Source organism: Variovorax sp. CAN15, assembly GCF_030462475.1.
Lineage (GTDB): Bacteria > Pseudomonadota > Gammaproteobacteria > Burkholderiales > Burkholderiaceae_C > Variovorax.
The window spans coordinates 74,845-94,903 of the sequence record NZ_JASMRZ010000004.1 but is presented as its reverse complement, the minus strand read 5'-3'; the positions used below and the strand labels follow the sequence as shown (position 1 = coordinate 94,903).

Below are 20,059 nucleotides of genomic sequence, written 5' to 3'. Positions count from 1 at the left end.
CCACCCCACGAGGTCCGACCATGCGCGTCTTCAGTGCTTCCCTTGCCACCGAAACCAACACCTTCGGCCCGATGCCGACGGGCCTCGCCTCCTTCAAGGACCGCGGCTACTTCCCCGCCGGCAAGCACCCCGAGGCGATGACGCTGTTCTCGGGCCCGCTGTGGGCCGCGCGCATGCGTGGCGCAGACAAGGGCTGGACGCTGTTCGAAGGCATGGTGGCCGGCGCGCAACCCAGCGGCACGACCACGCGCCACGCCTACGAGACGCTGCGCGACGAGCTGCTGGCCGACCTGCGCGCGGTGCTGCCGGTCGACATGGTGCTGCTCGGCCTGCATGGCGCGATGGTGGCCGACGGCTACGACGACTGCGAAGGCGACCTGCTGGCGCGCGTGCGGCAGATCGTCGGACCCGACGTGGTGATCGGCGCGGAGCTCGATCCGCACAACCACCTCACGCCGGAGATGATCTCCAACGCGAACGTGATGATCTCCTTCAAGGAATACCCGCACACCGACGTGCTCGAACGCGGCCTGGAGCTGGTCGACATCTGCGCCGCCACGGTCGAGGGCAAGGTGCGGCCGGTGGCGGCGGTGGTCGACTGCGACATGATCGTCACGGTGCACACCTCGCGCCAGCCGGCGCGCGGCTTCGTCGAGCGCATGCAGTCGCTCGAGGGCAAGGACGGCGTGCTATCGATCTCGCTCACGCACGGCTTCTCGTGGGGCGACGTTCCCGAGATGGGCACCAAGGTGCTGGTCTACACCGACGGCGACAAGGCCAAGGCCGACCGGCTGGCGCGCCAGCTCGCCGACGAGGTCATCGCCATGCGCGACGGCCTCACGGTGAACTACCCAGGCATCGATGCATCGCTGGACGAGGCACTGGCCTTCGACGGCGGCCCCGTGGTGATCTCCGACGGCGCCGACAACCCCGGCGGCGGCGCGGCAAGCGACTCCACCTTCATCCTGCGCCGCATGGTCGAGCGCGGCATCACCAATGCGGCGCTGGGCCCGCTGTGGGACCCGATCGCGGTGCGCATCGCCTTCGACGCGGGCGTGGGCGCGAAGCTGCCGATGCGCCTCGGCGGCAAGATCAGTCCGCTGTCGGGCGACCCGCTCGATGTCGAATGCACCGTGAAGGCGCTGAAGCACGACCTGGTGATGACCGGTCTGGCCGGCACGCCCACGCTGATGGGCGACAGCGCGCTGGTCGAAGCCAACGGCATCGAGATCGTGCTGATCACGCTGCGCAACCAGGCGATGGGCACCGACCTCTTCACGCAGCTGGGCTGCGACCTCGCGGCGAAGAAGATCGTCGTCGTGAAGTCGTCGCAGCACTTCTACGCGTCGTACTCCAAGGTGGCGAAGCACGTCATCTACGCGGGCGCGCCGGGCGCCGTCACGCTCGACCTGAACACGCTGCCCTATCGCAAGGCCCGCCTGCCCAAATGGCCGATCGGCGTCGCGGCCTGAGCCTTTCTTTCCTTCCTTCTTTTTGCTGCCTGCACACACTGGAGAACCGACGATGAAACGACGGACGCTTGGCGCTCTCGCCGCCCTGGCCCTTTCCACCGCCTTCGCGGCGAGCCTTCCCGCGCATGCCCAGACGCCGCAGCCCAAGACGCTGAAGGTGGTGGCGCATGCCGACCTGAAGATTCTCGACCCGACCTTCACCACCGCCTACATCTCGCGCAACTTCGGCTACATGGTGTACGACACGCTCTTCGCGCAGGACGCGAACGGCAAGCCGCAGCCGCAGATGGTGGAGAAGTACACCACCTCGAAGGACGGCAAGCAGTGGAGCTTCACGCTGCGCCCCAACCTCAAGTTCTCCGACGGCAGCGCCGTCACCTCGGCCGACGCGGTCGCATCGCTGCAGCGCTGGGCCGCGCGCGACAGCCTGGGCCGCGCCATGACGGCCAGCGGCGCCGAGTGGAAGGCCACCGACGCGCGCAGCTTCACGCTCACGCTCAAAGAACCCTTCGGCATGGTGCTCGACGCGCTGGCCAAGCCCTCGGGCTTTCCGCCGGTGGTCTTGCCCGAGCGGCTGGCGAAGATGCCCGCCACCGCGCCGCTGACCGAAGTGCTGGGCTCCGGCCCCTACGTCTTCAAGCGCGACGAATGGGTGCCGGGCAACAAGGCGGTGTTCGTGCGCAACCCCAACTACGTGGCGCGCAGCGAACCGCCGAGCGGCCTGGCCGGCAGCAAGAAGAGCAGCTTCGACCGCGTCGAATGGCTCTACCTGCCCGACGCCAACAGCGCGGTGGCTGCCCTCAAGCGCGGCGAGGTCGACATCATCGAGCAGCTTCCGCCCGACTACATCGCGCCGTTGCGCACCGACCCTGGCGTGAAGATCGGTTCGGGCGGCGCCTACCAGGGCTTCCTGGTGATGAACCAGCTGCATCCGCCCTTCAACAACCCGAAGGTGCGACAGGCGCTGCTGCAGGCCGTGAGCCAGGAGCGCTTCATGGCGGCCATGGGCTTCCCGCTCGACATGCGCATGGCCTACTGCGCCACTTACTTCATCTGCGGCAGCCCCAACGACACCGCGGCCGGCGCCGAGCCCTACCGCAAGGCCGACGTCGCCAAGGCCAAGAAGATGCTCGCCGACGCCGGCTACAAGGGCATTTTCTTCCTGACGCCGCGGGCCGCAGCCAGAGACAAGGATCCCTTTCATGACCGCCACCGCAAGCGCGGCCGCCGGCGCTTCCAGCCCCGACGCGGCAACCGCCACCGCCAACAACAACACGCCCTATACCTTCGAGGAAAAGCGCAAGCGCATCTTCGCCATCTTCGCCGCCTCGTCCGGCAACCTGGTGGAGTGGTTCGACTTCTACGTCTATGCCTTCTGCGCCATCTACTTCGCGCCGGCCTTCTTCCCGAAGTCTGACCCGACGGTGCAGCTGCTGAACACGGCCGGCGTATTCGCCGCCGGCTTCCTGATGCGCCCGATCGGCGGCTGGCTGTTCGGCCGCATCGCCGACCGCAAGGGCCGCAAGACCTCGATGGTCACCTCGGTGGTCATGATGTGCGTGGGCTCGCTGGTCATCGCCTGCCTGCCCACCTATGCGCAGATCGGCGCGGCAGCTCCGGCGCTGCTGCTGGCCGCGCGGCTGCTGCAGGGCCTGTCGGTGGGTGGTGAATACGGCACCACCGCCACCTACATGAGCGAAGTCGCCATGCGCGGCCAGCGCGGCTTCTTCTCGTCGTTCCAGTACGTCACGCTGATCGGCGGCCAGCTGCTCGCGGTGGTGGTCGTGGTGGTGCTGCAGCAGGTGCTCGACGAAGCCGAGCTCAAGGCCTGGGGCTGGCGCATTCCCTTCGTGCTCGGCGCCGTGGCGGCCGTGGTGGCACTCATGCTGCGCCGCACGCTGACCGAGACCGCCAGCAACAAGACCCGCGCCGCCAAGGGCGCGGGCTCGATGCGCGAGCTGTTCACCCACCACAAGCGCGCCTTCTTCGTGGTGCTGGGCTACACGGCCGGCGGCTCGCTGATCTTCTACACCTTCACCACGTACATGCAGAAGTACCTGGTGAACTCGGCCGGCATGTCGATCAAGACCGCCAGCAACGTGATGACGGCCTGCCTGTTCATCTACATGTGCATGCAGCCGCTGTTCGGCGCCCTGTCGGACCGCATCGGCCGCCGCAGCAACATGCTGCTGTTCGGCGCGCTGGGTGCGCTGATGACAGTGCCGGTGCTGAGCAACCTGCAGAACGTCGGCAGCCCGCTGGTGGCCGGAGCGCTGATCACCCTCGCGCTGGCGGTGGTGAGCTTCTACACCTCGATCAGCGGCATCGTGAAGGCGGAGATGTTCCCGCCCGAGATCCGCGCGCTGGGCGTGGGCCTGTCCTACGCGGTGGGCAACGCGATCTTCGGCGGCAGCGCCGAGTACGTGGCGCTGGGCCTGAAGTCGATCGGGCACGAGTCGTACTTCTACTGGTACGTGACGGCCATGATGGTCGTGGCCTTCAGCGTGAGCCTGCTGCTGCCGAAGCAGGCGAGCTACCTGCATCACGACAAGTAGGAAGCAGCGCAACGACGTTTCCGGGAGGCCCGCGCCTCCCTCATTAATAAAAACGCGGGCCCCTGGAAAGCTTTTCGGGTCAGCGAGCCGCAAGAGAGCATGAGGGTACGAACTTGGCGAGGCGGATGGTCCACAACGCAACCATTGCCTTGAAGCTGCCGTGAGACATGGAAACCGGCGCGAGAGTTTCGGCCCTGCGAGCCGCCGGTGTTCCGGTCGACGCGGAGGGCAACGCACGGCAGGGTTTTCTGTTCGTGCGCTCGGGTGACGGCTACAAGACCTCGCCCGCCACTGCGGCTGCGGCGGGCTGAAGCCGGCCGTCAGAGCTTGATGCTCTCGAAGCTCGTGACGAGCACCAGCCCCTCGCCCACGCGCGGCTGATCGGCGCTGGCGATGGTGTCGGCCGAGCGGATCAGCTCGCCGAAGTCCAGCCCCGTCTGCGCCTCGATCCTGGTGACGGGCACGCGCCACTGGTTCACGTCCACCGAAGCCAACGCCTGCGGCGTGCCGAGGCTGCGCCGGGGTTCCGACAGCAGCTTCGACTGATCGGCCACCAGCCCCACGGCCTTGGGGCCAGCCTGCCCCATCCACACCACGATCTTGAAGAACGACGACGGGATCTGCACGTCGTCGGCCCACAGGTCGATCTTGTCGTCGAAGATCGGCCCCTGGAACACGGCCAGCCTGCGCCTCACGTCGCCGGCAAGCGTGCCGTTTTCCAGCACGTAGCGCTCCAGCCCCTGCCAGTAGCGCGCGCTCTGGTTGAACCTGAAATGCTGCGGCGAGCAGTTGGTGAAGTGGAAGGTGTCTGCATTGGCGCGCGAGGCGTCTTCGACGGGGCCCCAGGTCGGGTCGGTACGCCGCGTCAGATGGCCACGGTCGAAGTAGGTCGACCATGCCGAGTAGAAGGTCTGGTCGAGCACGAAGCTCGCGCTCACGCGCGGGTCCTTGAACCACACCTCGCCTTCGGAGGCATTGGGCTGGCCGGTCTTGCGGTCGATTTCCAGGTAGGTTTCGCCATCGATGTTGGTCGCGGTGAAGACGGCGATGCGCCTGGACTTGTTGATCTTCAGGCTGAAGTGCTCGTATTTCAGCTCGCCGGCGGCGGCGTCGGGCTCTTCCGCCCGCAGCGGGGCGATCTGCCGAGCCAGCGTGCGGGAAGGCTCGGGCAGCGGCAACTCCAGCCCGGGAATGAAGCCCGAGTCGTAGCCGTTGCGGTTGGCGTAGTCCTGGTCGACCTGCACGGCCTCGGCGCCGCGGGCCAGCACCTTCGGCTGCCCGGCATCGGTGTCGAGCGCGGAAGACTGCGCGACGACGACCACCGGCTGCGCCTGCACCGCCTGCCCGATGCTGATCGTCAGCTCGATGGGCACGGTAAGCCGGATGGAGTTGGAAGGCAAAGCGCTGCTCGAGGTGGCCATGGTCTGTTGCTCCGTGGTTGGGTTCGTGATGGCTATGGCCCTGGCTTCCCGTGCCGAGGGCCGGGGCGGCGAGAGCCGGCGGTCGCTCCCCGTGGCCGGGGCGTTGGCCGCCGCCGCGAGCGCCTGGCGCAGCAAGGCCTGCCATTCGGCTGGCAGCGCGCCCATGCGGCTGGCAAGGTCCCTGTAGATGGCGCTGATGCGCACGCCCTCGTTCACGTTCTGCGGCACCTTGTCGCCGAGCGCGCTGCGGTCGATGAAGGGCTCTCCCCAGTGATGCAGGGCCACCAGCTGCCAGTCGTCGTTGAACACCGGGGAGCCCGAGGAGCCCTGCTCCGTGTCGGTCTCGTACAGCAAGGTGCGGTCGGTACGCGCCGTCAGGATGTTGTTGCGCACCGAGATCATCTTGGGCCAGCCGGAAGGGTGCTGGACGATGTTCGTGTTCATCCCGAGCACATGCTTGTCGGGCTGGTCCGAGAGCGCGCAGAAGCCGAGATCTGCCGCCTCGGCCAGCCCCGACTGCCGGCGGCCCAGCGCGACGAGCGCGTAGTCGAGCTGGTCGTCGGGCGAGAACAGCGCGAAGCGGTCGGGGTCGAGCAGGAAGGTCGTGGTGGGCCGGGGCACGCCGCGCTCGTCGAGCTCGCGGAAGAAGGTCACCTGTGCGCCGCGCGCCGCAGCTTCGTCTTCGATGACGTGGCGGTTGGTGATGAAGAGACCGGGGCTGACCATGAAGCCCGTACCGACTTCCGCCTTGGTGCCGTAGTTGACCTCGACGTAGCCGACGGCCCGGGCTGTGATCGCGCCCTGCGACAGGAAACTGGCGCGCTGGAAGTCCTCGGTGTCGCCGGTGATGGACTCCGCGCCGCTGCGCGACATGAGCGTGCGATGCCGCGCCGCATAGGCGCGCGAGCGGTCGATGTCGGGCTCCGCATCGCGCCAGCGGCCTTCGGCCACCAGTTTCCTCACCTGTTCGCGCTCGGCGGCGGTGCGCTCCAGGCTGGCCTTGAAGGCGTCGATCGCATCTTCGTTCACGGCGGTCCCCCTTGCTGTGGAAAAGCAGGATGCGCGGTCCGGACGAAGCGCGCGGCTGCGGGCCATTGAACCGGCGGACAGCGTCAGCCGGATGACAGCCTGGCCGCGATGAATGGCTACTTCAGCCCGCAGCCTGCCTGGCCAGCGCGACCGCATCGGCGCCCGCCGGGAAGCGCAGTTGCCCCGTCGTATCGTTGGCCGCGCGCCAGACTGCCTCGGCGACATCGGATTCCTTCGTCAGCTGGGTGGTCTGGGTCAACATGCCGAAGATCGACTGCGCAAGGGGCGCATACGGCTCGGTGATGAGGCCTTGCATGCGCTCGCCACCGTTTTCGGTGAATCGCGTCGTGGGGGCGTAGCCGGGTTCGACGAGTTTCACGGCGACATCGAATGCCTCGAGTTCGTGAGCCAGCGAGGCGGTGAAACCTTCGATTGCGGTCTTGCTGGCCGTGTAGACGGCAACCAGCGGCATGGGCGCGAGGGTCGCGCTCGAGGTCACGTTGACGATCACGCCCTTGCGGCGCTCGCGGAAGCTGGGTAGCACGGCCTGCGTCATGGCCATCACGCCGAAGGTGTTGGTCTCGAAGAGTTCGCGCGTGGTTGCCATCGGCGTGGCCTCGAAGGCGCCGAACAGGCCGATGCCGGCGTTGTTGACCAGCACGTCGACAGGGCCTGCCGCGTCGAGCGTGGCCGCGATGCTCTCGGGCCGGGTCACGTCGAGCGCCAGCACGCGCATGCGCGAGGAGTCTTCGAACAGCCCGTCTTGCGGCTTGCGCATGGTCGCGATGACGTTCCAGCCCTGGGCATGGAAATGGCGCGCGGTGGCAAGGCCGTAGCCGGACGAGCAGCCGGTGATCAGAACAGTCTTCATGGGGGTCCTCTGCGTGGATGAGTGAATGAACGGTTGGAAGGAGCCCGTACGATAGGCTCGATCTGCCGGACTAACTACAATCATCAGTCCATCATTTGTTTGCGAAAGTCCAGCCATGGCCATCGACCCGCTGTCGCAGGTAATCGCGCTGCTCAAGCCCCGGGCGGTGTTCTCCAAGGTGATCAGCGGGGCCGGACGCTGGGGCGTGCGCTACACGCAGTTCGGCCTGCCGAGCTTCTGCGCGCTGCTCGAAGGCAGCTGCCTGCTGTCGGTCGATGGAGAGGAAACGCTGACGCTCGCCGCGGGAGACTTCGTGCTGCTGCCCACCACGCCCGGCTTCACGATGACGAGCCTGGAGCCGGGCACGCCGGTGCCCATCGACGCGCGCGAGGCGGCCCTTGACACGAGCGGCAGCGAGATACGCCACGGCACGCGCGGCGGGCGGCCCGAGGTGCGGATGCTGGGCGGCTACTTCGAGTTCGACTCGCCCGATTCGGCGATGCTGGTGTCGCTGCTTCCCGCCGTGCTGCACGTGCGGGGTTCGCAGAAGCTGCCGCTGCTGACCCAGCTGGTGCGCGAGGAATCGCTGGAACGCAAGCCGGGTCGCGGGCTAGTGCTCACCCGGCTCGTGGAAGTGCTGCTGGTGGAAGCCCTGCGCACCACCTCCGGCGAAGAGGCGCCGCCCGGTCTGCTGCGCGGCCTGGCGGACAAGCGGCTCGCTGCCGCGTTCCGCCACATGCATGGCGACCCCGCGCGCGGCTGGACGGTGGAACAACTGGCGCGCAAGAGCGCGCTGTCGCGCTCGGCCTTCTTCGATCGCTTCAACCGCGCCGTCGGCATGCCTCCGATGGAATACCTGCTCTCGTGGCGCATGGCCCTGGCCAAGCAGCTTCTGCGCGGCGACGAGCTGGCGATCGCGGAAGTGGCCGAGCGGGTGGGCTACGGCTCGGCCAGCACCTTCAGCACGGCGTTCAGCCGTCATGTGGGGCAGCCGCCGGGGAAGTTCGCTCGCATGCACTGACGGCGCGCGCCAGCGAGGCCGTCCAAAAGCAGTTCGCCGCGTGACCCTGGGTGGGCAACGCGGCGAACACGGTCTCTCATTGCTTGCCGCCGAAGCGGCAACCAGGCTTGGCTCGGCTTGTTTATTCCTCCATCGCCGCCACGGGCTGCGGCGGCAGGGCCACGCCCTTGCTCTTGCGCACCTTGATCAGGAACGAAGCCACCTGCCACACGATGAACACGCCGACCAGGCTCAGCAGCGTGGCGCTGATCGGGCGGGTGGCGAAGATGCCGAAGCTGCCGCGGCTCAGCAGCATCGCGCGGCGGAAGTTCTCCTCCAGCATCGGGCCGAGGATGAAGCCCAGCATCAACGGCGCCGCGTCGAGCTCCAGCCGCATGAACATGTAGCCCATGAAGCCGAAGGCAGCGGTGATGAAGATGTCTTCCATGCTGTTGTTCACGCTGTAGGTGCCGATGCAGCAGAAGAACAGGATCGATGGGAACAGCACCGCATACGGGATCTTGAACACCGACAGCCAGTAGCGCACCAGCGGCACGTTCAGCACCAGCAGGAACACGTTGCCGATCCACATGCTGGCCACCAGGCCCCAGAAGAGTTCGGGGTGGCTGGCGATCATGTTCGGGCCGGGCTGGATGCCCTTGATGATGAAGGCGGCCAGCATCAGCGCCATGACGGCGTTCTCGGGAATGCCGATGCTCATCAGCGGAATGAAGCTGGTGCGCGCGGCGGCCTCGTCGGCCGCGGCCTGGCCGGCCACGCCTTCGATGCAGCCGGTGCCGATCTCGTGCTTGTACTTGCTGACCTTCTTGTCGATCGCGTAGGCGGCGAACTGGGCGATGGTCGGGCCGCCGCCGGGCAGGATGCCCAGGAAGGAGCCGACAACGCTGCCGCGCAGGGCGCTAGGAATGATCCGCTTGAACTCGGCCCAGGTCGGGATCAGGTTGATCTTGCCGTTGAAGGGCGAGCGCTCCTCGCGCGAGTCGAGGTTCTTGGTGATCTCTGCAATGCCGAAGCAGCCCAGCGCGATGCTCACGATGCCCACGCCGTCGACCAGGAACGGCAGGTCGAGCGTGAAGCGCTGCATGCCGCTGTTCACGTCGGTGCCGATGGTGCCGAGCAGCACGCCGATCATGCACATCGCCAGGCCGTTGAGCAGGCTGCCGGTGGTCACGAAGCTCACGCACACGAAGCCCACGAGCATCATCGCGACGTAGTCGGCGGGGCCGAACAGGAAGGCCACTTCGCCGAGCACGGGCGCGAGGAACGACAGCACCAGGATGGCGACCGTGCCGCCTATGAAGCTGGAGAAGCCCGCGGTGAAAAGCGCAAGGCCGGTCTGGCCCTTGAGCGTCATCGCATAGCCGTCGATGCAGGCCACGATGCTGCTCGCATGCGGGATCTTCATCGTGATGGCGCTGACGCTGTCGCCGTACTGCGCGCCGTAGTAGATGCCGGCCAGCATGATGAGCGCGCCGGTGGTGGGAATTGAATAGGTCAGCGGCAGCAGCAGGCTGATGGTGGCCAGCGGGCCGAGGCCGGGCAACAGGCCGACGAGCGTGCCCACCGTGCAGCCGATGGCGCAGAACAGCAGGTTCTGCATGGTCAGGGCATGCGAGAACCCGAACGCGAGGTTGTTGAGGACTTCCATGATCTCGTGTCTTTCCTCAATACAGCGGCAGGTTCAGGCCGAGCAGCTTCTGCAGGGCCAGCGCCATGAGGATCAGCCCGGCGGAGATCTTCACGTTGCGCACCACGGAATAGGACGACGCGGCGAAGCCCGAGCAGAAGACCATGAAGATGATCCCGGCGATCATGTTCACGTACATGGAGATCACCGCCAGGCCGCAGAGGCTGCCGAGGATCAGCGAGATGTTCCTGAAGTTGAACTCCAGTGCCAAGCGCTCCACGAAGAACGACCGGATCACGGTCGACACCGCGATCACCAGCAGCATCGCGCTGATCATGGCGGGGAACAAACCGGGGCCTGCGCGGCTCAAGTCTCCGATGGGGTAGCGAAGCGAGGTCAGGCCGAAGGCCAGCGCTATCGCCATGAGGAACAAGCCTCTGACAAGGGTTCTGTTTTTCATCTCTTCTTGTGCGATGGGTTTCGAAATCACCGGCACCGGCAAACCGGGGCTGATCGTCTCCATCCGGACGGAATCCGGACCCATCGATGCTCTGGCGCCAAACTGATTGCAATCTGACGCAGCCGTAAGGGGAATTACGTACGGGCAGGCCGGCGAGTACACCTTGATCGCACAGTCGTAAGAGGGAGCGGCCGCCTGCACCGGTCCCCGACCCGAAGAGACGGCAGCCGGCGCGCCGTCGGTTGGTCAGGTTGGCTCGGCCACCGCTTCGCCTGCGGCCGCCACCGCCGGCCGCGTGCAGCGCCAGGCGACAAGCGCGCCGATGCACAGGCACAGCGCGGCAATGAAGAACGGCGCACCCGGCAGACGCACCGGCGCGTCCGCGCCGATGAAGTAGCCGAAGCTGCCGGCGAACATCGCGGGGCCGACGATGCCGGCCACCGACACCAGGCTCGTCAGCGCACCCTGGATGCGCCCCTGCTCCGCTGCATCGACCTGCCGGGTGACCAGCGCCTGCGCGGCCGGTCCGGCGAAAGCGAGCAAGGTGCCGAAAGGCAGCGCGAGCATGAAGATCCAGGCGGCTTCGGCCACACCGTAGATGGCGAAGCCGAGTGCGCCGCAGCCCAGCCCGAACAGCAGGGCCACGCGCTCGCCGAAACGCTTCACGCCCGGCCCGATGAGCAGCGCGTTGACCACCACGCTGAGCACGCCCACCAGGCCGAGCACCCAGCCCACGGTGTCTTCCTTCCACTGGAACTGGTAGTCGGCGAACAGCACGAACACGCTGGGGTAGACGTACTGCGCGAGGTTGACAAGGAAGATCACCGCCGCCAGGCCGAACACCTGCGGATAGCGCTTGAGCAGCATCAGCGATCCGACCGGATTGGCATGCGACCAGTCGAGCTTCCGGCTGCGCCGCTCGGGCGGCAGCGATTCGGGCAGCACGAAGCACCCGTAGCAGAAGTTGAGCATCGTCAGGCCGGCCGCGAACCAGAACGGCAGGCGCGCATCGATGTGGCTCAGCTGCCCGCCGAGCACCGGCCCGAGCACCAGCCCGACGCCGAAGGCCGCTCCCACGATGCCGTAGCTCCTGGCTCTGTCTTCGGGTGCCGTCACGTCGGCGATGTAGGCATTGGCGGTGGTGAGGCTGGCGGAGAACACGCCCGACACCACGCGGCCGATGAAGAGCCACGGCAGGCTGTCGGCCAGGGCCATGAACACGAAGTCGATGGCCAGCCCGAGGCACGACAGCAGGATCACAGGCCGCCGTCCGAAGCGATCGGACAGGGCCCCCAGGACCGGCGAGCAGACGAACTGAATGGCCGCGAACGCGGTGCCGAACACCGCGATCCAGTACGCCGCCGTCGCGGTGCTGCCGCCGGCCAGCCGCTCCACCAGATGCGGCAGACCCGGAAGGATCAGGCCGAACGCGAGGAAGTCGATCAGCACCGTGACGAAGATGAAGGCGAGCGCTGCGCGGCGCACGCGCGGTGCCTGGAGGGTCGGACTCATCGCGGCAACCTCAACCGCTGCGGCTAAGGTACTTGCCCACGCGCGGACGCGCCTCGCGGATGCCGCCGAGCCGGCCGAGCAGGCCGTCGAAGCAGCCGACCAGCAGCGCGATGCTCTTCCTGAGCCGGTCGCGCTCGAAGATCAGCATGGGCAGGATCTGCTTGAGCGTGTAGACGTTGATGAACAGGATCGCCGGAAAGGCACGCATGTGCGCCAGCGAGAGGTCGAGCGCATTGCGCGAGATGTAGTAGCGCCGCACGGCCGGATAGTTGATGACGTGGATCTTCCAGCCGAACAGCGACTTCGCCTCGAGGTCGCCGATCTGGTGCCGCAGCACCACCTGCGTGTTGAGATAGAGCGGCACCTCGCTGCGCAGGGCGCGCATGCAGTAGTCGGTGTCGACGTGGTCGATCACGTAGCGCTCGTCGAAGCGGCCGATCCTGGCCCCACGCGAGATCAGCGAACCCGACGAGATCATGAAGGCGCAGCGCGCCAATGGCTCGGGGAATTGCTTGCGCAGGTCGAACTGGTAGACGCGCTGCCCTGCAGGCCGAATTGGGGGATCAGCGCGTCGAGGTTGGTGTCGTGGACGAGCGGGCCGATAAGGAAGGCGGCGTCTTGCTTGCCTTCACCGGAAGCCTTTCCCTGTGCCGTCTCCGCCGCTTGGCGCATTGCGTCGAAGTAACCTGCGGGCAGCACCGAATCCTGATCGAGCAGGAAGAAGAGCTCAGCGCCTTGCGCTTCGAGTTCGGTGATGCCGCAGTTGAAGGCGCCCGCGATGCCGCCGCGGTTGCCGTTGTGCAGCACGGTGATTCCCGCATCGACGAGCGCGCCGTGCCAGTCGCCCGGCTCCGGCGTGTTGTCGACCACGCACAGGCGCGGGCACGAGTTCGAAAGCGCATGGAGATTCGTCAGTTGCCCGTCGGTGGGGAAGTACGTGACGACGACGGCACCGAACGAAAAGGACATCGCGGTTTCTCCGGTTGATGGAGCCGGGCGGATGCCCGGAACGGCGCGATTCTAGGTATCGGAATGCGTGCCGATCCGCCATCCGGCACGGCGAAATACGGGTATTGCGAAAGAACAACGCGAGCGGCACTGCGAAAGTTCTAGTCCGCATTGGTGGCTGCGTTCCAGTCGGCCTTCAAGCCCGCGGGCAGCCCCGGCCCGCCCCGCCGCGCACCGACGCCCGAAGCCGGTCGCGCATCGCCCACCTGCCGGCCCTGGCTCCATGCTTGGATGCGCTCAGCCCGGCGCTCGAGTGCCGCGTCGCCATATCCGCTTGCGTGGAGTTCCTTGTCTCCGTGCAGCCGGATGTAGACGAAATCCGATCCGGAGCCGATGCTTTTGCGCTGCGGCGCCGGCGGATGTGCGAAGGGCAAAACAGCCCGTGTGGGCGCGCCGGCATTGCCTGCCGTGAAGCGCCCTGCTCCACCCGACTTCAGCGCACCGCGCCCGGCTTCGCGGCGCTGCGGTCGATCGCATGGGCTGAGCCCGCGATGGCCACGCGCAGGCCAATGCAGGCGGCATGCATGGCGGCTGTTTTCATTTTGATCAACGGCACTTCACGTCGTAGCCGACGGCGTCGGGAAGGCCCTTTTCGCCCGCCGTGATCAGCGAAAGTGTTCCCGCCACCCCTGTGTAGCTGAAGCTGCAATAGGCAAGGCCCGTTCCCGCGCAGGACTCGGCCTCGACGATGCCGCGCCTGATGAGCCCGGCCTGGCGCGATTCGCCGTCCGGCTTGATGCGCACGGGTTTCCAGCCCTTTCCGGCCAGAGCTTGGCGCGCCTTGTCGATAGGCATGCCGTAGATGTTCGGCACCTTGGCGCGGCCATTGCATACCGACTCCTCGTCGGCCAGCTTGCCCAGCCGTACGGTGCCGTCGGCGTCGATGCGCAGATCGCCCACCGGAGCGCCGACGATATCGCCGTCCCATACGCGCACGGTGCCGCCTTCCAGCAGGCTCAGGTTGCCGATGGAGGTGTCTTCGGCCGACTTGCCGTAGGCCAGCGCGAAGAGCCTGTCGCCGTCGAACAGCGCCACGTTGCCCTGGGTGATGTTGCAGGTGCCGCTGGTGCCGGGCTCCATCCGGCCAGCGAAGCCGACGGCGCGATAGGCGCCCAGCGGCACGTCGGCCATCACCGCCCAGCCCTGCGCGGCCACCAGTTTCGCCGTCGCCGACTTCGGCTTTGCCACCCGCCAGGGGCAGCCGTCGCGGTCGCTGGCGCTTCCGCCGGCCTTGGGCAGGCTGGCGATCGCTTTCATGCGGATGTCTTTCAGGTCGGACTGCACGCGCGGCGCCGATGCACCGATTTGAGCCGTGGCGGGCAAGGCCAGCGCCAGGCTGAACGAGAGAGCGGCATATGCGCTGAATGCAGGAAGGCAAAGGAGGGAAGACATGACGGGCGATCGGGAAAGGAATGGGTGAAAAGGGCCTGGCACGGCATCGCCGTTTCGAATCGGCCGGGATTATCGCGACGAGCCGCGGCGTCCACCGAGTTTTGTCTTTTTCCGGTACCCGCTCGTACCCGTGACGGGCCGCCGCAGCCCGGGATATCGTCTTTTCAATGAAAAATCAATGTTCTCCCAAAAAATCACCCATATTGGGAAACTGATTACAACTTATATCTAGTAAATCAAAATAATTAATATTGTAAATTTCAATTCACCGAGTATCTTTGCATTACTATTTGGACATTTGGCTTGATTTAAATTTCAAATAAATTCAACAAAATGACTCCAAAATGAGACAACAAAGGCTGCAACCTCCATCCCGTTTCATAAGATTTGTTTGCAAAAAAATATTTCAAAAATTGCACAGGGAGCCTGAATGGTTTTTGGCTATTCAATGGCCTTTGAATGGATGGGACGGGGCTCATGAACAAGACTTATCGTTCGTTGTGGAACGAATCCCTCGGCGCGTGGGTCGCGGCGTCCGAAATCACTTCCGCCGGAGGAAAACGCAGCGGAACCCGGGTGGCAGCTGCAGGGAGCGCGCTCATCCCGCCTCCGTCGGGGCATCTGCGCAACGGGATCGTGACCGCACTGTTGGCGATGAGTGGACTCGGGTGGTCTTCGCTGGCGCAAGCACAGTCAGTAACTTGTGCTCCGGCGCCCTACAACGCTTACGACAGCACAGCCTCCTGCATGGGCCTTGGCTCCGCAGCGTCAGGCATCGGGGCCACCGCGCTCGGGGCTAGCGCACAAGCCCAATTGCTCGGCGGACTCTCAGTGGGATATGCCTCCCTGAGCGCCGGACAGAATTCCATCTCCCTGGGCTTCCAAGCCTATTCCTCGGCCATCAACTCTATCTATCTGGGCGCTCGTACCGCCCCCACGACAGGCGCTACGGCAGGCGGTGCCATCGGGATCGGCACGGACGTCACCGCCAGCGGCGCCAATGCCATTGCAACGGGCTCGGTTGCCATTGCCAGCGGCGCCAATGCCGTTGCAACGGGCTTGCTCGCCATTGCCAGCGGGGACAACGCCATCTCTTTGGGCGCCAGCTCAAAAGCGACCGGACTGCGCAGCGTCGCCCAGGGATACCAAGCGAATGCGGCCGCATTGGATGCCGTCGCTCAAGGTACCACTGCCACCGCGACGGCCCAGAATGCCATCGCCGTTGGCTTCCAGTCGGTCGCGACCCAATTGAATTCGGTCTACATCGGCTCGCGCACCGCTGCGGGAACAGGGGCCACAGCGGTGGGGGCCATTGCCATCGGCACGGACGTGACGGCATCCAAGGACAACGCGACCGCGATCGGCTTCCAGAGCAAGGCAGATGCGGCAACCTCGGTGGCGCTCGGCCCCAATGCAGCGACCTCGGGCGCCGGCGGCGCGATGGCACTGGGGTCCGGCACGATCGCAAGCAATGTCAATGCAGTTGCGCTTGGCGCTGCCTCCCAGGCCACTGCGGCCGGAGCCACCGCACTCGGTACTTTCGCCACGGTTACGGGAGGGAATGCCACCGCGGTCGGTGTCGGCGCCAACTCCAGCGCGAACTTCGCGTTCGCCGGCGGCTATCAGGCCCACGCGGCAGCCGAGAATGCCGTCGCCGTAGGCACGCTCGCCAACGCGGCAGGAACCAGCTCGGCGGCGCTCGGCAATCTCGCCAACGCTTCGGCGGACTTCTCGCTGGCCATGGGCAATCAGGCCGTGTCGGCCGGAATCGGCTCGGTTGCGGCGGGGTCGGGAGCCAGCGCCGCCGCCGATGGTGCCGTGGCGATGGGCAACAACGCCGCCGCAACCCTAACCCGTGCAACTTCCATCGGATTTGGCTCGGCGGCAAGCGGCCAGAACGCCACCGCTCTGGGCGCACTCGCCGCTGCGTCCGCCGACCAGGCAGTCGCAATCGGTAACAGCGCCAAGGCCTCGGCAATCAACGCAATCGCGATGGGCAACAGCACCGTCGCCGATTCGGCCGATGCAGTCGCGATCGGCAACAGTTCCAGGGCCACCGGCGGCAAGGCGGTGGCCATCGGCTCCGGCAATGTTGCCAGCGGCAATGGCGCCGTTGCAATCGGCGACCCGAACACCGCCACCGGCAACGGCGCGATCGCGAACGGCCTGGACAACACCGCCACCGGCAACGGCTCCGTGGCGATGGGTAATACCAACAAAGTCGGCGGCGGCGGCCAGGATGTGAGCGTGCCTGGCACGCCGGCACAGGGCGCGGTCGGCATCGGCTACCAGAACACCGTAGTCGGCCAGGGCAGCGTGGCCATCGGCAGCACCAGCAAGGCGCTGGCAGCGGGCGCGGTCGCGTTCGGCGACACGGCGGTGGCGAACAATGCCGGCGACGTGGCGCTGGGCTCGGGCTCGGTAACGGCGACTGCGGTGGGAACACCAGGCATAACGATCAACGGCACGCCGTATGTCTTCCAGGGCACTACGCCAACGAGCACGGTCAGTGTCGGCGCGGTGGGCTCCGAACGCACGATCACCAACGTGGCGGCCGGCAGGATTTCCGGCACGTCGACCGATGCGATCAATGGCTCGCAGTTGTCCGCCACCAACTCGGCGATCGCCGACGTGGCAACGACGGCGGGCAAGGGGTGGAACCTGAGCGCCAACGGCGGGGCGCCGCAAAATATCGCGCCGGGCGGGACCGCGGATTTCGCCAACGGCAGCAACACGACCGTCACGCGCACGGGCAACCAGATCAGGGTCGATGTGGTGGCGGATCCGACCTTCAATTCCGTGACCACCGGCAACACGAAGATCGACAACAACGGCCTGACCATCGTGGGCGGTCCGAGCGTGACGCTGACCGGCATCAACGCCGGCAGCAAGGTGATCACCAATGTGGCGCCCGGCGTGGCAGGCACCGATGCCGTAAACATCGACCAGTTGACCTCCACGGTGGCCGGCAGCAAGACCAGGTACTACCACGTCAACTCCACCGGCGGGGGCAATGAAGCCAACGACGGCGCGACCGGTGCCGACGCCATCGCATCGGGCAAGAACGCAACGGCCGCGGGTGCATCGAGCGTGGCCATGGGTTTGGGCGCCACGGCCGGCACCGCCAACAGCGTGGCGCTGGGCGCGGGCTCGGTCACGGCGACGGCAGTGGCGACGCCGAGCACGACGATCAACGGCACGGTCTACAACTTCCAGGGCATCGCACCGGTGGGCACGGTCAGTGTCGGCACGTTCAACGGCGAACGCACGATCACCAACGTGGCGGCCGGCCGGATCTCCGGCAACTCGACCGATGCGATCAACGGCTCGCAGCTGTTCGCCACCAATCAGTCGATCGAGAACCTGAGCAGCACGGTCACCGCGAACAAGATCAGGTACTACAGCGTCAACTCCACAGGGGGCGGCAACGAAGACAACAATGGCGCGACAGGTGCCGACGCCATCGCCTCGGGCAAGGATGCCAGCGCGACGATCGACGGCTCCGTCGCCATCGGCTCGGGCTCCGTGTCCGACCGCGCCATCGCCGCCGGCACCGGCAACATCCCCGCGGGCAGTTCGCTGATCCCATTCAACACGACCGACCGCACGCTGCTGGGCGCCCTCTCCGTCGGCAGCGCCACCACTTACCGCCAGATCACCAACGTCGCCGACGGCACGCAGGCGCAGGATGCCGTGACGGTGCGCCAGCTCAGCGGCGCGCTGCAGTCCTTCGCTGTCACGCCGATCCAGTACTTCCACGCCAACTCCACGGCGGCCGACTCGCTGGCCATCGGCGCGGAATCCGTCGCGGTCGGCCCGCAGACGGTGGTCAACGGCGACAACGGCGTGGGCATCGGCAACGGCGCCGTGGTGCAGCAGAGCGCGCCCGGCGGCATCGCGATCGGCCAGGGCTCGACCTCGCACCTGGCCGACTCGATCGCGCTGGGCACGCAGTCTTCCGCCGCCGCGGTGCAGGGCGTGGCGCTGGGCGCGGGCACAAGCGTGACGCAGGCGGGCGGCGTGGCGCTGGGCGCGGGCTCGGTGGCGTCCACCGCAGCGGGCGTGGCCGGCTACGTGCCGCCCACCGCGACCGACGCGCAGCGCATCGCCATCGGCGCGACCACCAGCACGCTGGCGGCCGTGTCGGTGGGCAATGCCGCCAGCGGCCAGTTCCGCCAGATCACCGGCGTGGCGGCGGGCACGGCCGACAGCGACGCAGTCAACGTGTCGCAGCTTCGGGGCGTGCAGGGCCAGGTGGCGGTGATCGATCAGTCGACGGTCAAGTACGACACCAACGCGGACGGCACGACCAACTACAACAGCGTGACCATGGGCGGCAGCAACGCCACTGCGCCGGTCACGGTGCACAACGTGGCGCCGGGCGTGGCGGGCACCGACGCCGTCAACGTCAACCAGCTCAACGCGACCAGCGCCGGCCTGAACAACCGCATCAACGCCCTGGGCGACCGCCTCGACGGCGTCGAGAAAAACGCGTACGCCGGCGTCGCCGCCGCCATGGCGCTGCAGATGCCCGGCAGCTACGTGCCGGGCAAGACGGTCATGCGCATCGGCGCGGGTTCCTTCAAGGGCCAGAGCGCGGTGGGCGTGAGCTTCCGCCGCACCTCGGAGAACAACGCCTGGAGCATCACCGGCGGCGTGGCCACCAGCCGCGCCGGCGTGGGCGCCACCGTCGGCGCGGAATGGGTCTTCAACTGAAGGGAAGGCGATACAGATGAACCGGACGAACCCCATCATGAACAAGCTCCTTCCCTCCAGGACCCCTTCCGTTGTTTCCGCGCTCTGCTTCGCTGCACTGCTGGCCGGCGGCTGCGCCAGCCCGAGCTACACCGTCACGCCGGAAATGCAGGCCCGCGCCGCATCGGAAAACCCGGCGCCACCAAAGGACGACGACTTCCCCGCCCCGGGCTCGGCCAAGTGGCAGCAAGGCGCCTTCCCCAGCCTCGACGCCCTGCGCACCATGCGCACCGGCATGGGCAAGGACCAGGTGCGCGAGCTGCTGGGCTTTCCGCACTTCAGCGAAGGACTCGGCGGCGTGCGCGAGTGGAACTACATCTTCCATTTCCGCACCGGCGCGGGTCCCGAGTACCTCACCTGCCAATACATGGTGCGCTTCAACGCGGACGTGCTGACCAACGGCATGTACTGGAAGGGCCCGGGCTGCGCCGACCTGCTGCGCCCGCCGCGCACGGCGGCCACGCCCGTCGCCACCGCCCAGCCGGCGGCTCCTGCCGCGAGGACCACCCTCGGCGCCGATGGCCTCTTCCGCTTCGACGGACGCTCGCTCTCCGACCTGCTGCCCGAAGGACGACGCAGGCTGGAAGCGCTGGCGAGCGACATCAGGAGCAGCAGCGCAGCGGTGGAGTCGATCCGGATCACGGGCCACACCGACCGGCTCGGCACCACCGCCTACAACCAGGCGCTCTCGCTGGCGCGCGCCGAGACCGTTCGCGACTACCTGGCGCAGGCGGGCGTGCCTGCGCAGGCCATCCACGTGCAGGGCAAGGGCGAGTCGGAGCCGAAGGTGCAGTGCGCGCAGACGGCGAAGCGGGCCGAGCTGATCGGCTGCCTTGCTCCGAACCGCCGCGTGGAGATCGAGGTGTTCGTGCGGCGATGACGGGCGCGCGGAGCGGGCGGGGGTGACATCGCTGCCCCGGAATCGCCCCCCGCACC

At 66.9% G+C, this 20,059-nt stretch carries 13 protein-coding genes and 3 pseudogenes; 7 read left to right on the top strand and 9 right to left on the bottom strand.

The annotated features are described in order from the left end of the window. Window positions 1-20: 20 nt before the first annotated feature. The 4 genes and pseudogenes from QMO14_RS05260 (at window position 21) to QMO14_RS05245 (ending at window position 4,338) form a co-directional block, all read left to right on the top strand. A complete protein-coding gene (locus QMO14_RS05260) occupies window positions 21-1,472 on the top strand; it encodes a M81 family metallopeptidase (RefSeq protein WP_301505176.1) in 1,452 nt (483 codons plus the stop codon). Window positions 1,473-1,524: 52 nt separating this feature from the next. Continuing rightward, window positions 1,525-2,625, top strand: a pseudogene (locus QMO14_RS05255) (ABC transporter substrate-binding protein); the annotation flags it as partial. Window positions 2,626-2,674: 49 nt separating this feature from the next. After that, window positions 2,675-4,027 carry an MFS family transporter gene (locus QMO14_RS05250; protein ID WP_301505174.1) on the top strand — a complete coding sequence of 451 codons (1,353 nt, stop codon included), beginning with the start codon at window positions 2,675-2,677 and terminating at the stop codon, window positions 4,025-4,027. A 167-nt stretch (window positions 4,028-4,194) separates the two neighbouring features. Beyond that, on the top strand, window positions 4,195-4,338 hold the full coding sequence (locus QMO14_RS05245; protein ID WP_301505172.1) for a hypothetical protein: 144 nt from the start codon (window positions 4,195-4,197) through the stop codon (window positions 4,336-4,338). A gap of 9 nt (window positions 4,339-4,347) precedes the next feature. Here QMO14_RS05245 and QMO14_RS05240 read toward each other — a convergent pair whose 3' ends face one another. After that, window positions 4,348-6,477: a DNA/RNA non-specific endonuclease gene (locus QMO14_RS05240; protein WP_301505170.1), complete on the bottom strand. Its 2,130-nt coding sequence runs from the start codon at window positions 6,475-6,477 to the stop codon at window positions 4,348-4,350. A gap of 121 nt (window positions 6,478-6,598) precedes the next feature. Continuing rightward, on the bottom strand, window positions 6,599-7,348 hold the full coding sequence (locus QMO14_RS05235; protein WP_301505168.1) for an SDR family oxidoreductase: 750 nt from the start codon (window positions 7,346-7,348) through the stop codon (window positions 6,599-6,601). Window positions 7,349-7,463: 115 nt separating this feature from the next. On the opposite strand from QMO14_RS05235, the gene QMO14_RS05230 reads away from it, so the two are divergent. Continuing rightward, window positions 7,464-8,369 (top strand): AraC family transcriptional regulator, encoded by a 906-nt coding sequence (locus QMO14_RS05230; protein WP_301505166.1) that lies wholly within the window; start codon window positions 7,464-7,466, stop codon window positions 8,367-8,369. A 121-nt stretch (window positions 8,370-8,490) separates the two neighbouring features. Here the strand turns inward: QMO14_RS05230 and QMO14_RS05225 are convergent, their stop codons facing one another. From QMO14_RS05225 to QMO14_RS05195, 7 genes and pseudogenes are all read right to left on the bottom strand, one after another. After that, window positions 8,491-10,017 carry a tripartite tricarboxylate transporter permease gene (locus QMO14_RS05225; RefSeq protein WP_301505164.1) on the bottom strand — a complete coding sequence of 509 codons (1,527 nt, stop codon included), beginning with the start codon at window positions 10,015-10,017 and terminating at the stop codon, window positions 8,491-8,493. Window positions 10,018-10,033: 16 nt separating this feature from the next. Further along, window positions 10,034-10,456, bottom strand: a complete 423-nt coding sequence (locus QMO14_RS05220; protein WP_367618148.1) for a tripartite tricarboxylate transporter TctB family protein — start codon at window positions 10,454-10,456, stop codon at window positions 10,034-10,036. Window positions 10,457-10,702: 246 nt separating this feature from the next. Then, window positions 10,703-12,007: pseudogene (locus QMO14_RS05215) on the bottom strand (TCR/Tet family MFS transporter); the annotation flags it as partial. Further along, window positions 11,979-12,464 (bottom strand): hypothetical protein, encoded by a 486-nt coding sequence (locus QMO14_RS05210; RefSeq protein ID WP_301505162.1) that lies wholly within the window; start codon window positions 12,462-12,464, stop codon window positions 11,979-11,981. The pseudogene QMO14_RS05215 and the gene QMO14_RS05210, both read right to left, overlap by 29 nt. Further along, window positions 12,443-12,937: a hypothetical protein gene (locus tag QMO14_RS05205; RefSeq protein WP_301505160.1), complete on the bottom strand. Its 495-nt coding sequence runs from the start codon at window positions 12,935-12,937 to the stop codon at window positions 12,443-12,445. The genes QMO14_RS05210 and QMO14_RS05205 overlap by 22 nt, the downstream gene beginning before the upstream one ends. 230 nt (window positions 12,938-13,167) lie before the next feature. Further along, window positions 13,168-13,305, bottom strand: a pseudogene (locus QMO14_RS05200) (DUF72 domain-containing protein); the annotation flags it as partial. A 217-nt stretch (window positions 13,306-13,522) separates the two neighbouring features. Then, complete coding sequence (locus tag QMO14_RS05195) at window positions 13,523-14,368, bottom strand: Stk1 family PASTA domain-containing Ser/Thr kinase (protein WP_301505158.1); 846 nt, start codon at window positions 14,366-14,368, stop codon at window positions 13,523-13,525. Between the two features lie 459 nt (window positions 14,369-14,827). On the opposite strand from QMO14_RS05195, the gene QMO14_RS05190 reads away from it, so the two are divergent. After that, complete coding sequence (locus tag QMO14_RS05190) at window positions 14,828-19,084, top strand: ESPR-type extended signal peptide-containing protein (protein ID WP_367618147.1); 4,257 nt, start codon at window positions 14,828-14,830, stop codon at window positions 19,082-19,084. Between the two features lie 37 nt (window positions 19,085-19,121). Continuing rightward, window positions 19,122-20,003, top strand: coding sequence for an OmpA family protein (locus tag QMO14_RS05185; RefSeq protein WP_301505155.1), 882 nt, complete (start codon window positions 19,122-19,124; stop codon window positions 20,001-20,003). Window positions 20,004-20,059 lie beyond the last annotated feature (56 nt).